The organism is Pseudarthrobacter raffinosi (assembly GCF_023913835.1).
In the GTDB taxonomy this organism is placed as follows: Bacteria; Actinomycetota; Actinomycetes; order Actinomycetales; family Micrococcaceae; genus Arthrobacter; species Arthrobacter raffinosi.
The window spans coordinates 21,075-35,422 of sequence record NZ_JAMXBG010000002.1 but is presented as its reverse complement, the minus strand read 5'-3'; the positions used below and the strand labels follow the sequence as shown (position 1 = coordinate 35,422).

General features: G+C 63.5%; 14 protein-coding genes. 3 read left to right on the top strand and 11 right to left on the bottom strand.

The genetic code is table 11. From position 1 onward, the window contains the following. Positions 1–147 precede the first annotated feature (147 nt). The gene (locus NG697_RS01955; RefSeq protein WP_374209884.1) at positions 148–1,407 is read left to right on the top strand and encodes an AI-2E family transporter; all 1,260 of its coding nucleotides are present in this window, start codon (positions 148–150) and stop codon (positions 1,405–1,407) included. A 54-nt stretch (positions 1,408–1,461) separates the two neighbouring features. Here NG697_RS01955 and NG697_RS01950 read toward each other — a convergent pair whose 3' ends face one another. Further along, entirely contained in the window at positions 1,462–2,262 is an 801-nt protein-coding gene (locus NG697_RS01950) for an alpha/beta hydrolase (protein WP_252613440.1), read from the bottom strand. 98 nt (positions 2,263–2,360) lie between these two features. Then, the gene (locus tag NG697_RS01945; RefSeq protein ID WP_252600081.1) at positions 2,361–2,717 is read right to left on the bottom strand and encodes an Rv1322 family protein; all 357 of its coding nucleotides are present in this window, start codon (positions 2,715–2,717) and stop codon (positions 2,361–2,363) included. Positions 2,718–2,754: 37 nt separating this feature from the next. Here NG697_RS01945 and nucS point away from each other — a divergent pair, with 37 nt between their 5' ends. Beyond that, the gene (gene nucS, locus NG697_RS01940) at positions 2,755–3,450 is read left to right on the top strand and encodes an endonuclease NucS (protein WP_104061289.1); all 696 of its coding nucleotides are present in this window, start codon (positions 2,755–2,757) and stop codon (positions 3,448–3,450) included. Positions 3,451–3,788: 338 nt separating this feature from the next. After that, entirely contained in the window at positions 3,789–3,992 is a 204-nt protein-coding gene (locus NG697_RS01935; RefSeq protein ID WP_011692441.1) for a cold-shock protein, read from the top strand. Positions 3,993–4,134: 142 nt separating this feature from the next. Here the strand turns inward: NG697_RS01935 and NG697_RS01930 are convergent, their stop codons facing one another. The 9 genes from NG697_RS01930 to NG697_RS01890 all read right to left on the bottom strand — a co-directional run bounded on the left by NG697_RS01930 (position 4,135) and on the right by NG697_RS01890 (position 14,329). Next, positions 4,135–6,684 carry a bifunctional lysylphosphatidylglycerol flippase/synthetase MprF gene (locus NG697_RS01930; RefSeq protein WP_252613438.1) on the bottom strand — a complete coding sequence of 850 codons (2,550 nt, stop codon included), beginning with the start codon at positions 6,682–6,684 and terminating at the stop codon, positions 4,135–4,137. Further along, the gene (locus NG697_RS01925) at positions 6,681–7,988 is read right to left on the bottom strand and encodes an alpha/beta hydrolase (RefSeq protein WP_252613436.1); all 1,308 of its coding nucleotides are present in this window, start codon (positions 7,986–7,988) and stop codon (positions 6,681–6,683) included. Before NG697_RS01925 ends, NG697_RS01930 begins: the two co-directional genes overlap by 4 nt. A gap of 4 nt (positions 7,989–7,992) precedes the next feature. Then, positions 7,993–8,424, bottom strand: a complete 432-nt coding sequence (locus NG697_RS01920; RefSeq protein ID WP_252613434.1) for a DUF2550 domain-containing protein — start codon at positions 8,422–8,424, stop codon at positions 7,993–7,995. A gap of 10 nt (positions 8,425–8,434) precedes the next feature. Further along, entirely contained in the window at positions 8,435–8,719 is a 285-nt protein-coding gene (locus tag NG697_RS01915) for a F0F1 ATP synthase subunit epsilon (RefSeq protein WP_056349400.1), read from the bottom strand. A 1-nt stretch (position 8,720) separates the two neighbouring features. Beyond that, the gene (atpD, locus tag NG697_RS01910) at positions 8,721–10,175 is read right to left on the bottom strand and encodes a F0F1 ATP synthase subunit beta (RefSeq protein ID WP_252600085.1); all 1,455 of its coding nucleotides are present in this window, start codon (positions 10,173–10,175) and stop codon (positions 8,721–8,723) included. A gap of 80 nt (positions 10,176–10,255) precedes the next feature. Beyond that, positions 10,256–11,149: a F0F1 ATP synthase subunit gamma gene (locus NG697_RS01905; RefSeq protein ID WP_252600086.1), complete on the bottom strand. Its 894-nt coding sequence runs from the start codon at positions 11,147–11,149 to the stop codon at positions 10,256–10,258. 74 nt (positions 11,150–11,223) lie between these two features. Further along, complete coding sequence (gene atpA, locus NG697_RS01900) at positions 11,224–12,861, bottom strand: F0F1 ATP synthase subunit alpha (protein ID WP_252600145.1); 1,638 nt, start codon at positions 12,859–12,861, stop codon at positions 11,224–11,226. Positions 12,862–12,944: 83 nt separating this feature from the next. Next, on the bottom strand, positions 12,945–13,772 hold the full coding sequence (locus tag NG697_RS01895; RefSeq protein WP_252600087.1) for a F0F1 ATP synthase subunit delta: 828 nt from the start codon (positions 13,770–13,772) through the stop codon (positions 12,945–12,947). Beyond that, the gene (locus NG697_RS01890) at positions 13,772–14,329 is read right to left on the bottom strand and encodes a F0F1 ATP synthase subunit B (RefSeq protein ID WP_252609854.1); all 558 of its coding nucleotides are present in this window, start codon (positions 14,327–14,329) and stop codon (positions 13,772–13,774) included. The genes NG697_RS01895 and NG697_RS01890 overlap by 1 nt, the downstream gene beginning before the upstream one ends. Positions 14,330–14,348 lie beyond the last annotated feature (19 nt).

Sequence of the window (14,348 nt, the reverse complement as noted above, 5' to 3'; positions counted from 1 at the left end):
GTTGGCAAGGCTGCTGATAGTGTTTGCGATGATCATCACACCGGCCCGCAAATGCGGCGCCACGCACGGAACAGGCCCCAGAATCCAGTGACTGACAAGACGGAAGAGTCCTCCACGGGACACGAAAATCAACCGGCCGCTGGCGCTTTGGAATCCTCGCCGGACACGCCTGCGACGGCGAAGCGACGGGGCTCCGCAGCTGCGGCCCTTGGCCAGCTTGTGCGGCGCCTGCGCCAGCCGCTGCCGGGCGCCCAGCCCAGGCTCCGGTTTGAGATCCCGCCGGAATACAACCACACGGAAGAACCTGCCGCCACCGAAGACGGCGAGACTGGCGGGAGAGCCGCGCAGTTTGGCCGCCCGGGTCCCCGGATGTCGATGCAACATCCCCTCTATATGGGCTTCATGGGCACTGTAGGGGTGGGCCTTGCCCTGCTGGTCTACTGGATCGGCTCCAACACCACGCAGCTGCTGCTGTGGATTGTGGCTGCCCTGTTCATTGCACTAGGCCTGGAACCCGTGGTCGGCTGGCTGGAGAACCGCCGGATTCCCCGCCCGGTCGGCATTCTCCTGGCCGTCCTGGTCCTGGTGGTGGCCGTGGGAGGTTTCTTCGCTACCCTCATCCCCACCATCGTGGAACAGGTCACCCAAATTGTGGTGCAGGCACCCACCTGGGTACGGGACTTCATCGATTCTGAGTTCTTCCGCAACGTGGATGACCAGTTTGGTGTGCGCGACCGCATCAACGAGGAACTCGACAAGTTCGTCAACAACCCCGAGGCGATGGGCGGGATCTTCGGTGGAGTGGTTGGCTTCGGCTCCACCCTGGCCAACGGTCTCTTCGGCACATTGATCGTCCTGGTCCTGAGCCTCTACTTCCTGGCAGCCCTCCCGGCCATGAAGAAGTGGGGCTACCGGCTGGCGCCGCGGTCCCGCCGGGCCCGGGTTGAAGCCCTCTCCGAGGAGATCACCCGGTCCGTCGGCAACTACGTGATCGGGCAGGCCTGCGTGGCATTGCTCAATGCCACGTTCGCGTTCATCGTGATGTCCATTGTGGGTGTCCCGTTCGCCCTCTTGCTGGCCTTCGTGGTGGCACTGCTGGCATTCATCCCCCTGGTGGGCGGCATGATCGCCGGCATCGTGGTCCTGCTGATCGCCTTGACGGTCGGGTGGCAGACTGCCGCCGTCTACGGCATCTGCTACTTCGCCTACCTCCAGTTCGAGGCCTACTTCATCTCGCCGCGCATCATGCAGAAAGCCGTGGCCGTGCCGGGCGCCGTCGCCGTGATCTCCGTGATTGCCGGCGGCAGCCTGCTGGGAGTCCTGGGGGCGCTGATCGCCATCCCGACGGCGGCGGCCATCCTGCTGCTGGTCAAGGAGATCTACATCGTCCGCCAGGACAAGCACTAGCGGACAGGCGCCAGCGGACAGCCACCAGCGAACAGGCACTAGTAGCGGCAGCCGCTAGGCAGCCGCAGTGGCCACCGGGCCGTTCCACACCTGCGGCAGGCCTTCGGGACCGGAGCCTGCCTCCGTCACCTCATCGACGATTTCGTTGAGCACGCGGGAAGCGTATTTCTCCCCCACCCAAAGGTGCTTGGCGCCGTCGACACCCACCACCCGGGCCTGCGGCACCAGGCTGAAACGTTCAGCGGCGGCGGCGGGCTGGAGGTAGTCGTCATGCTCCGGCACGAGGACGGTGAGCGGCTTGGCGGAGTCCGCCCAGAGACGCAGGTGGGCGTCGGTGGCGCGGTGCAGCGGAGGCGACAGCAGGACGGCACCTTTAATCTGGCTCGCCACCGGCTCAACGGCACCGTACATCAGCGCCAGTTCGGTGCCGAAGGACCAGCCCACCAGCCAGCGGTTGGGCAGTTGGCGTTCGACGGCGAAACGTACCGCCGCCTCAACGTCCTGCCGCTCGCCGATCCCCTCTTCGAAGGAACCTGCGCTGGTTCCCCTCGGCGACTCGGTCCCGCGCGTGTTGAAACGAAGCACAGCCACGCCGGCCAGGGCCGGAAGCCGGTAGGACGCCTTGCGGTACACGTGCGAGTCCATAAAACCGCCGTGCGTCGGAAGCGGATGCAGGGTGATCAGCGTCGCGGTGATCTGGCCGAACTCGGGCAGCGCCAATTCCCCCACCAGGGTGTGGCCATCCTCCGTGCGGAGCTCGATGTTCTCGCGCCGGGCCGGCAGCACCGTTGACGCGCGGATGGGTGCGGGCCCTGTTGGCTGGCTGAATTCGTACGACGCCGGATCAAAAGTCATGCCTGCCAGCTTAGCGACTCCCGGCGTCCGCAGGCGCAGTGCGCTGGCTCTTAACGCGGCTTCTGCGGGGCGGAGCCGTTCGCCCGGGCTATTCCGAGTCAGCGGTATCGGTACGTCCGGGACAGCCAGCAGTTGGTGTGCCAGTGGCGGCGCTCAGCCAGGCCTGCGGCCGCACCGAATATGTGATCGTCCTTCCAGACCACCAGGTGGGCGATGCCGGGGACCACAGCGGTGGAACAGCCGGGGCAAATGTAGGTCTTTTCCGCGTTCCTGGCGGTCATGGTCCTGACCGTCCACTCGCCGTCGGGCGCGCTTTCCCGGCGGGCGATTCCAGCCCGCGCCCGCTCCAAATCCAACTCCGGAACGTCGCCGTTGCCCTTCTTGCCGGCAGGCTTTCCGCCAGCTACGCCCGGCTTTCCGGAGGCAGGGCGGCGGGGACGGTTGGAACGCGGCATGCCTCCATTCTCCCCCAGCCCCGGTAGTGTGTACGGCGTGCGACTTGTCATAGCCCGATGTTCAGTTGATTATGTTGGCCGGCTCAAAGCCCATCTCCCCCTTGCCACCAGGCTCCTGCTGGTCAAGGCCGACGGCTCGGTGCTGGTTCATTCCGACGGCGGCTCCTATAAGCCGCTGAACTGGATGAGCCCGCCCGCCACCCTGCGGGTGTCCTCGCCGGAGGACATTGACCTGGAGCTTGGCGTCACGGAACAGTGGACCGTCCAGTCCGCCAAGACCGATGACCGCCTGATCATCAACATCCACGAGCAGCTGCACGAGAGCGCCCACGACCTTGGGGTGGACCCCGGTCTCATCAAGGACGGCGTCGAAGCCGACCTCCAGCGCCTGCTTGCCGATCAGATCGAGACCCTGGGCTCAGGTTTTTCGCTCATTCGCCGCGAATACTTCACCGCCATCGGCCCGGTGGACATCCTGGCCCGCGACGCCAGCGGGGCCACGGTGGCCATCGAGCTGAAGCGGCGGGGCGACATTGACGGCGTGGAGCAGCTCACCCGCTACCTTGAACTCCTGAACCGCGATCCGCTGCTGGCCCCGGTCCGCGGCATCTTCGCTGCCCAGCAGATCAAGCCGCAGGCCAAGGTGTTGGCCAACGACCGCGGCATCGACTGCATCACGCTGGACTACGACGCCATGCGCGGTGTGGACGACAGCGACTCCCGGCTTTTCTGAGGGCCCGCAATCCGCTTTTCTGACGCCGAGTTCCGCTTTTCTGACGCCGGATATCCGCACCGATGACGCCTTCGACCCCCTGACAAGGGGATTCATCCGTTTTATACCGCAAAATTTGCCGTATTGGCCGTTAAGACCGTTGACCTGACGGAATCGGCGTGAAATTCTTAGACCAGTCTTTGTGTAGGTGTTTTTCATGCTCGCAAGACATGTTGCGAGCGCGAAGCTCCTGCAGCGCAGGTTCCCAGGAACGGCATTGAAGGATTCTTCTCGCGGAGTGACCGAGTCCGGCACGAGGTGTGCCGGACTTAGACAAGTTCCATAATGAGGAGAAATAAATGGCACAGGGAACCGTCAAGTGGTTCAACGCTGAAAAGGGCTTCGGCTTCATCACCCCGGATGACTCCGATGGCGATGTCTTCGTTCACTACTCGGAAATCCAGACCGGTGGCTTCAAGACCCTCGACGAGAACCAGCGCGTTCAGTTCGAAATCGGTCAGGGTGCCAAGGGCCCCCAGGCTACCGGCGTAACGCTGGTCTAGTCCCCCGCCCGGCGGCCGCCATCTGTGTGGCCTCCAGCGAAGAAAAGATCCCCGGCATCCGTGCCGGGGATCTTTTCTTTGTCCGCAATGTCTTTGTCCACCGTGACTTTCCAGTCGCAAATCGTTCGGGCCGCTGTGAGGATCAGCTTCCCTGGCCCACCAGGCCCCGGACCAGCCGTGCCCCCTGCCGCAGCGAAAGGCCGGGCAAATAGGCCCGGGTGAGCGCCCGTCCGATCGCCGGCAACTGCAGCGGATCCTGGTAGTACAGGTAAAGCGTCCGGTACTCGGGTTTGAAGCGTGATTTGAAAGCCGCCAGGGACCGGAATCCGTAGACCGGTTCGAGGGCGTGGCCCACCACATCGAGGATGCGGACGAGGTTCTCTGCCGGCACCGGCTCCCCCGGCGTTTCGTCGCCGGGCCGGCTGGCGAGCGGGGACCCGGAGAGCGAGATCACCTCCACGGATTCGCGCAACTCCAGGACCGCCGAAGCAATGAGGAACTCCATCACCCCGGGGAATCCGTCAGCGCCCCGGCGCATAACGTCCAGAGTGCGGCTGACCAGCGTCCCGCCGTCGTAAACGGGCAACCAGCTCGTGACCCCGTGCACGTGGCCGTCGCCGTCCACGGCCAGGCAGCAGAGCACTTCGTCGTCCATCAGCTCATCCATGCCGCCCAGCGTGAATCCCATTTCCGGAACTGATTTTCCTGCCGCCCATTCCTCCGACACTTCGCTGAGCCGGGCACGCAGGGCGGACGGAAGCCCGTGGTACGTGCCCCAGACGGCTTTGACGCCCATCTTGGCGGCGCGGTTGCGGGCAGTCCTGACGTTCTGCCATTCCTTGCCCGTGAATTCAAGTTGCCGGACGGACAGCCTGGTCTCCTGCGCTACCGACACGCGCTGGAAGCCCCGGTCCCGCAGCAGGGGCCACAGCGTGTCATCGCACGAGTAGAAGGCCGGGATGAGCGCGCGGTTGCCGCAGTAGGAAAGAAACCCTTCGGCAGTCCGCTGACGGGAGTCTGCCGCACCGAAGGGACCGGCCAGCGTCAGGGCAACACTGCCGTGCAGCTGGTAGGCGACGGCGCCGCGTGCATCCGGGCTGAACCAGTACCGGTTGGGCTCCCAGAGGGCCATCCACGACAGTGAATCGCCGCCCTCGTGCAACAGCTTCCGCGCGGCGGCCCTGTCGTCGTGGCCCGAATCGCTGCCATGATGCCGGCCCAGGAGCACGGACCAGACGCCGGCCAGGGCAACCAGCCAGAAGACCGGTCCGGAGTATCCAAAGATCAGGGACTCAAGCCCGTTCCGTTCAGCAAACACCCGGTGGTAGAGATTCGGCAGTGGGACCGGCAGATACTGCCTGGACAGTTCGGCCAGCAAGCCCAGCAGGCCGCCGTCGCGCGTCATTCCCCCAGCGGCAAACCAGGCCAGGGCGTAGCTCGCGGCCAGGAGGAGCCAGACGCCACCGACCACCGCCAGGAGCCGACGGCGGGCGGCAGGGATCGTCTCGACGCGGAACTGGCGGCGGTTAGCCCAGAGCAGGACCGCCAGCAGCAGTGGGACGATCACCAAAGGCAGGATGTGGGCAAAACCTGAACCCATGGCGGCTGTGTGCGGCCGCGCGGGATAGTGCGGGATCAGCGCGAACAGGGCCAGGTAGACGGCGGCCATCGCCGTGACGGCCAGCTGAAGGGCCAATGTGATGCGCAGTGCCATGCGGCGGCCGCGGCGCATTCCGTCAGCACAGATGAGGAGCAGAACCACCGGCACTACTGCCAGGGCGAGGCCAAAGGGTCCGGCGAAGCCCGTCCGCCCCACCTCCAGGCAGGATGCCACCACTGTTGTTCCACAGTTTGCTTCGAGCTGACCCAATGTGGGCATGGGGTTCAACACCACGTCCCGGAGCAGCGCAAGCGGGCCGGTGGGCGTCCGGGCAACGGCGGTAAGAATGGGTCCCACGGCAAACACGGCCACCGTGAGGGCGAGCAGGTTCCTGGTTTCCCTGCCGCTCGAGCGGGGCGGATGAAGCTGGCCGTGGTCGCCCTGGTTCCACCAGCTGCCTGCGAGACCCACCGCTGCACCTACCAGGCCGATGACGGTCTCGGCATGCCCCACATACAGGACCAGCAGGAGCGACACCGAGAGCAGCGCCGTCCGCAACCGGCGCCGCCACAGAACAGGGATCCTGCCGCTCGCGGCCAGCGACGCCGCAAGGATAGCGGCGTAGGGACCGATCAGGCTATTGTCGGCCATCAGCCCCAGCCAGCCGTCTCCCGCATACCTCGCCAACTGGGTCAGGAGCAGGAAGACTGTGACAGCAACAAACTGGCCGCCGAGGAAAAACGCCGCAGTCTGAAGGGGCCCAAGGTTCCTCTCGGCCAGGCCCAGCAGCAGCAGGATCATCAGGGACGCCACCAGGTAGGCCAGCGGGTTCGTGGCAAAGAACAGTGACGTCACCAGTGCCCACCAGTTGCCAGCCTTCAGACCAGGGGCGCTGACGCCTGCGAGGGATAGAAGCTCTTCCGGCGGTCCGCTGAGGAAGCTGCCGGTTGCCGCCCCGACCAACAGGAAAATGCCGAGGATGCTGAGCGTCAGTGGCACCGACCGCAGGTAGCCCCGCATTCTTCGGCCAGCCGGAAGCAGGACGGCTGACCAGAGCAGGGCCGGCGCACGGGATTCGCCAGCTTCCCTCATTTCGCCCACCCCCAGTGAGCAGCCAGCAGCTCAAGCCCGTTGTCCATGCCGGGAGTCAGCACGTCCCACGAATGGCCGGTGTGAGCCACCACGTCCGAGCCCACGGTGAGACCTGCCCCGCGGGCCGCCGCCTCAAGGGTCCGCAGATTTGCGACGAACTCCGCATCTGTGGCCCCGGCCGCGAAATACGCCACGCTGCCAGGATATTTGCGCTCCTTCAACAGCGTCAGCGGTATCTGGGCATCAAAGGCAGCGGTGTCGCCGTGGAAGGCCGCATCAACCGTTTTCTGGCGTTCCTTGGCCAGCGCAGGCTCGCTCTCGCTGGAAAAGGCGAGAACACCCGTGTACAGCTCCGGGTGGCGGGTGGCCATCTGAACTGCGCAGGTGGCACCAAAACTGAAACCGCCGATGGCCCATTGCCGGTGGTCGGAGTCCACGTCCAACGTTCCCGAGATCCATGCCGGCACATCGACAGAGAGGTAAGTGTCTGCCTTGGCGATGGCGCTGTCCATGCAGAGATTGTTCGCTGACTGGTTGCCGTTGGGATCAACCACCACAACAACAGGCGCCGCTCCCCCATGCCGGGCGGCGAAAGTGTCCATGCGTGCCGGGAGCGACCCGCCGGTCAACCAGTCGGCAGGGCCGCCGGGCTGGCCGGGGACCAGAACCAGGACCGGAAGGCTGGGACGATTCGAAGCAAAGTAGGCCGGTGGCAGGTAGATGTACGAGTCGCGTGCCTGGAGACCCGAGGACGTTCCTGGAATGGATGCGGTGCGAACAACGCCGTCGGCAGGGATCTCATTGGAGGGTTTCCATCCGTCCAGGGGCGTGGCAGGGCTGTCCGGCTGGCGCATCAGCTCCTGTTCCAGGGCCGGGATGCGGCTCAGCGCCGTTCCTGTCAGGTCCGCAACTGTCCGGTTGAGGCCGAAATACGCGTTGATCTGAACCGCAGCCAGCAACACTACGGCCAGGAGGGCGAGCACATCGAGCGCACGGCGGCGCCACGACGCCGTGGGGAGCCGGAGCAACACCAGCAGGAGGGCGGCCACGGCCGGGAACACCCAGGCCAAGACGTCGAACGGCAGTTCTTCGGGGAAGGCAGAGGCCCAATAGATAAGGATCCAATGGACCAGGAGCACCACGGCGGCGGCTGCGGCAACAGCGGCGGCAACACTGAGGAACCAGCGGCGGCGGCCAAGGACGCGCGGAGGCCAGATCAGGGACAGAGCCGCGGCGGCACCAAGGACCCAGGCGGCCCAGTACACCGGTCCGTCGGTCAACCGGATATCAGCAATCCAGTCCACGTGGCTAGCGCCAGGTACCCACGCCGATGACCGGCCCGGCTTCCAGCCAGGAGGACAGCCCCGCGTACGCATCGAATTTCATGGCCAGCCGCAAATCCTGGTCTTCGTACCGCAGTTCAACAATCACGACGTCGGGCTGGACCTTCACGGCCTCGGCCTCGGTGGGCTTGCGGCGGCCCAGCAGCTCCAGGGAGCTGCGCTTGAACTTATGTTTGGGACGCACACTCAGTGACAGCAGGCGGAACCATTCAAGGTCGTTATCCTGATAACGACAAACCCCCATCTGCCAGCTGTTTCCAGCAACGCAAATGGAGGCGTCCACTGTGCCAAGGGCGCGCCGCAGATTGAAGCGGCGCACCCCCGAAAGGCCCAGTGCGAAAATCAGCAATCCGAAAACGATTGCCAAGGAGATGAACGTAAAAGTCGGAGCGTCCATCAGGGTCGTGCTAGCGGATCCCAGCAGTAGCCGCGTCACCCAGTTGGGCGTTGTCAGCAACAATCACCACGCGGTTGTTGTCGACGGAGAAGAATCCGCCGTCAACAGCCACGGCAATGCGGTTCCCGGAAACCGGCTCGATGGCCAGTTCACCTTCGGCCAGGATCGCCAGCAGGGGCGAGTGGCCGGGCAGGATTCCGATTTCACCATCGCTGGTGCGGGCCTTGACCATCTTGGCCGCTCCAGACCACACGAAGTGATCCGCTGCGACAATCTCAACCTCAAGCTCAGCCATACTACTTGGTCTGTTCCTGGATCTTGGCCCACTGGCGCTCGACATCGTCCAGGCCGCCGACGTTGAAGAACGCCTGCTCGGCTACGTGGTCGAAGTCGCCGTCGCAGATAGCGGTGAAGCCTTCAACCGTGTCCTTGATGGTGACGGTGGAGCCTTCGACGCCGGTGAACTGCTTGGCGGTGTAGGTGTTCTGGGAGAGGAACTGCTGGATGCGGCGTGCACGCGACACGACGATCTTGTCCTCTTCCGACAGTTCGTCAACGCCGAGGATGGCGATGATGTCCTGGAGTTCCTTGTTCTTCTGCAGGATCTGCTTCACACGGACAGCCGTGGTGTAGTGGTCCTGACCGATGTACTGCGGGTCCAGGATGCGGGACGTCGACGTCAGCGGGTCAACGGCCGGGTACAGACCACGGGAAGCAATTTCACGGGAAAGTTCCGTGGTTGCGTCGAGGTGTGCGAAGGTCGTGGCCGGGGCCGGGTCGGTGTAGTCATCTGCGGGGACGTAGATGGCCTGCATCGAGGTGATCGAGTGGCCCTTGGTGGACGTGATGCGCTCCTGGAGGAGACCCATCTCGTCTGCCAGGTTGGGCTGGTAGCCCACGGCCGAAGGCATACGGCCGAGGAGGGTGGAAACCTCGGAGCCTGCCTGGGTGAAGCGGAAGATGTTGTCGATGAAGAGCAGCACGTCCTGGTTCTGCACATCGCGGAAGTATTCCGCCATGGTCAGAGCGGACAGTGCAACACGCAGACGCGTTCCCGGCGGCTCATCCATCTGGCCGAATACAAGGGCGGTGTCCTTCAGGACGCCAGCCTCTTCCATTTCAACCCAGAGGTCGTTACCTTCACGGGTACGCTCGCCGACACCGGCGAATACCGAGGTACCACCGAAGTTGCGAGCCACACGGGTGATCATTTCCTGGATCAGAACCGTCTTGCCCACGCCGGCGCCACCGAAGAGGCCGATCTTTCCACCCTTGATGTACGGGGTGAGAAGGTCAATGACCTTGATGCCGGTTTCCATCATCTCGGTGGAACCCTCAAGCGTCGCGAAGGCCGGAGCCTTGCGGTGGATGGGCCAGCGCTCGGTGATCTCGAGTTCCGACTCAGCCACGTCAAGCGGCTGGCCGAGGACGTTGAAGATGTGTCCCTTGACGACGTCGCCGACCGGCACGGAAATGGGGGCTCCGGTGTCCACGACAGCGGTACCGCGGACCAGGCCGTCGGTTGCCTGCAGGGAGATGGCGCGAATGACGTTATCGCCGAGGTGCAGGGCAACCTCGAACGTGATCGTCTTGGTCTCACCGTTGAGGGTAATCTCCGTGGTGAGGGCGTTGTAAATCGAGGGGATTGCGTCAGCCGGGAATTCGACGTCGACAACCGGGCCAATAACACGTGCAATACGGCCGGTAGCACCGGTCGTCGCGGCTACGTGTTCGGTAGCAGTGGCAGTCATCTCTCTCACTTCACTCAGTAGATGGCGTAGGGGTTAAGTTTACTTTGGTGCAGGTACAGCTGGATCCGGGCTCGTGGAGGCTAGGACGCGTTCAACGCGTCAGCACCGGCCACGATCTCGGAAAGCTCCTGCGTAATTTCAGCCTGGCGGGCAGTGTTGCGCAGACGCGTGAACTTCTTGATGAGGTCCGTGGCATTGTCGCCGGCGGACTTCATTGCCCGCTGGCGGGCAGCGAGCTCCGAAGCTGCTGCCTGCAACATGGCGGCGAAAATGCGTGACTCGATGTAGCGCGGGAGCAGGGCATCAAGAACCTGCTCCGCTTCCGGCTCGAATTCGTAGAGCGGCAGGAGGTCCGACTCGGACGCCGCCTGCTCTTCGACAACCTCAAGCGGAAGAAGACGGATAACCGTCGGCTCCTGCGTCACCATGGACTTGAAGCGGGTGTAAACGACATGGATCTCGTCTACGCCGCCCTCTTCGTAGTCTGCAGCGAAGGCTTCGAGCAATGCCGCGCCGACCTCACGTGCAGTTCCAAACTCCGGCGCGTCAGTGTTGCCGGTCCACACGCGCTCGTAAGAAAGGTTGCGGAAGTCGAAGTACGCCTGAGCCTTGCGGCCCATCACGTACGTCTTGACTTCTTTGCCCTCCTCGTGGAGCAGCTCGGTGAGACCGACCGCCTGCTTAAGCACGGTCGCCGAGTAGGATCCTGCAAGGCCGCGGTCTGCACTGATAACCAGAACAGCTGCCCGGCGGATTTGCGTCGGCTCGGTGACCAGCGGGTGGTCGATTTCGCTCTGGCTTGCAACAGCAGAAACGGCACGCGTAATCGCGTTTGCGTAAGGCAGTGAAGCCGCTACGCGTGCGCGGGCCTTGCCAATGCGCGAGGTAGCGATCAGTTCCATCGCCTTGAAGATCTTGCGCATCGACGTGGTCGAGCTGATCTTCTGGCGGTAGACCCGAATCTGGGCTCCCATACTTTTCCTTTCCTAAGATCCCGGTGGCCGGGACTGCCGGAACCTCGGGGTTCCGACAGTCCCTGCCAGCGAAACTAGCGCTTCTGCTTGACGATCTTTTCCTGGTCTACATCGGCTTCCGAGATAGCTTCGTGCTCCTCGTGGCCGGCGCCTACCAGGCGGTTGTCACCTTCACCGAAGAAGCCCTTTTTGAAGGCCACAATCGCGGTCTTCAGTGCTTCAGCGGTGTCATCGTCCATAACGTTGGTCTGCGCCAGCGTGGTCAGGATGGAGGACTTGTGCTTGAGGTGCTCCAGGAATTCGGTCTCAAAGCGGTTGATGTCCTCAACCGGAACCTCGTCGAGGTGGCCGTTGGTACCTGCCCAGATGGACACAACCTGGTTCTCGATCGGGAACGGTGAGTACTGGCCCTGCTTGAGCAGTTCCATCAGGCGGGCGCCGCGGGTCAGCTGCTGGCGCGATGCGGCATCGAGGTCCGATGCGAACATGGCGAAAGCCTGCATGTCGCGGTACTGGGCCAGTTCCAGCTTCAAAGTACCGGAGACCTTCTTCATGGACTTGACCTGCGCAGCACCACCCACGCGGGACACAGAGACACCCACGTCGACGGCCGGACGCTGGTTGGCGTTGAAGAGGTCCGACTGCAGGAAGATCTGGCCATCGGTAATGGAGATCACGTTCGTCGGGATGTAGGCAGAGACGTCGTTTGCCTTGGTTTCGATGAGCGGCAGGCCGGTCATCGAGCCGGCACCGAGCTCGTCGGAGAGCTTGGCACAACGCTCCAGCAGACGGGAGTGCAAGTAGAAGACGTCGCCCGGGTAGGCTTCGCGTCCCGGCGGGCGGCGCAGCAGCAGTGAAACTGCACGGTAGGCCTCGGCCTGCTTGGAGAGGTCATCGAACACGATGAGGACGTGCTTGCCGCCGTACATCCAGTGCTGGCCGATGGCCGAACCGGCGTACGGTGCCAAGTACTTGAAGCCTGCCGGGTCAGACGCGGGGGAAGCCACAATGGTGGTGTACTCCAGTGCGCCGTTGTCCTCGAGGGTCTGACGGACAGCCGCGATGGTGGATGCCTTCTGACCGATTGCCACATAGATGCAACGCACCTGCTTGGTCACATCGCCGGAAGCCCAGTTGGCCTTCTGGTTGATGATGGTGTCGATGGCGATAGCCGACTTGCCGGTCTGGCGGTCACCGATGATCAGCTGACGCTGACCGCGGCCGATCGGGATCATGGCGTCGATAGCCTTCAGACCGGTCTGCATCGGTTCGTGAACCGACTTACGCTGGGTCACGCCGGGCGCCTGGAGTTCCAGTGCACGGGTGGTTTCGGCCTTGATTTCGCCGAGGTCGTCGATGGGCTGGCCCAAGGGGTCAACCACGCGGCCGAGGAAGGCGTCGCCTACCGGTACGGACAGAACCTGACCCGTGCGGTGGACTTCCTGGCCTTCTTCGATTCCGGTGAAGTCACCGAGTACGATGACACCGATCTCGCGGACGTCAAGGTTCTGGGCCAGGCCCAGTGTGCCGTCTTCAAAGCGAAGCAGCTCGTTCGCCATGACCGAGGGAAGGCCCTCAACACGGGCGATGCCGTCACCTGCGGTTGTTACACGGCCAACCTCTACGCGCTCAGCGTTTCCGGGTTCGTAGGACGCCGCGAACTCGTTCAACGCATTACGGACGTCGTCGGCGTTGATGGTCAATTCGGCCATCTGCAGTCCCTGCTCTCCTGTTTTCGTGATCATCGTTGCTCACGATGACCGGGGTTTCGTTTCGTTAAGTTGTGCTTGTCCGGCTATCCGGCCAGTTGGCGGTGAAGCTGTCCCAGCCGGGTTATAACCGAAGCGTCGAGCACTTCGTCACCCACCTGGACACGGATTCCGCCGATCAGTTCAGGATCAACGGTGATGTTGATCTTGAGCTCGCGACCGTACAGGGAATTAAGCCCTGCCTGGAGGCGAGCGAACTGCGTCTCCGTCAAGGGACGGGTGACGCTGACCGTTGCAATCCAGCGCTGTTGCCGTTTGGCTGCCAGCTCGGCGAACCGGGCTACGAGCCGCGTCGGCTTGATGCCGCGGGGCTGGGAAACTGCCTGCGCGATGAGGACTTTTGCTTCCTCGCCTGCGCCGGGATGCAGCTTCTGCGCCAACCCGGTCTTCGCTGCAGCACTGGCCTGCGGCTCAGACAGAGCACGTTGTACCTCGTGGTTGGAGGCAACGGCCTGGTTGAAGGAGAACAGATCGTTCTCCAGCTCTTCCAGCCCAGAGATTCCGGAGGCAGAAACGGCCGACTTGTTTTCAGCAACGGCGATAACCACCGTCGCGGCAAGCGTCTCGAGTGCATCGCCGATATCTCGGGCCGATGCCCAGCGTGAACTGGCCAGTCCGCCCGCGATGTCCGCAGCCTCAGCGGAGACTTTTCCGCCAACAAGCTGCCTGACAAGCGCCGACTTTTCGTCACCGGTGCGGGACGGGTCAGTCAGGGCGCGGCGCAAGCCAGCCGAGCTGTCCACCGTTCCCAGGATTCCGAAGAGTTCCTTAGCCAACTGCAGCGAGGCCAACGGAAGCTTTGCTTCCAGTTGGGTCAGCGCCGTGGTCAGCGATTCGCTCGATACACCTGACATTACTTAGCTGCACCTGCGTTCTGGTTCTCCAGATCTGCCAGGAAGCGGTCAACCACACGGGCAGAACGCTCGTCATCGTTGAGTGCTTCGCCAACGATGCGGCCTGCCAGCGTGGTGGCCAGCGTGCCTACCTCGGAGCGCAGAGACACAACTGCGGCCTGGCGCTCCGATTCGATCTGCACGTGTGCCTGGGCCGTGATGCGGGCAGACTCAGAGGCGGCCTTTTCCTTCAGATCTGCAAGGATCTGGGCGCCTTCTGCACGGGCTTCCTCGCGGATGCGGTTGGCCTCGGCACGGGCATCGGTCAGCTGCTGCTTGTACTCTTCGAGTGCTGCAGAAGCCTCTGCCTGCGCCTTTTCTGCCTTGGCAATGCCACCTTCAATGGCCTCGGCACGCTCTGCAAACGTCTTCTCGAACATCGGGACAACGAACTTGACCACGATGTACATGAGGACAGCAAAGCCGGCGAGAACGACGCCCATTTCCCAGACGTTGGGAACGAGCGGGTTGGTCGCCTCGGCGCCTTCCACGGCGGCTGAGATGATCGTTTGATACATAATTCACCCGTCCTTATCT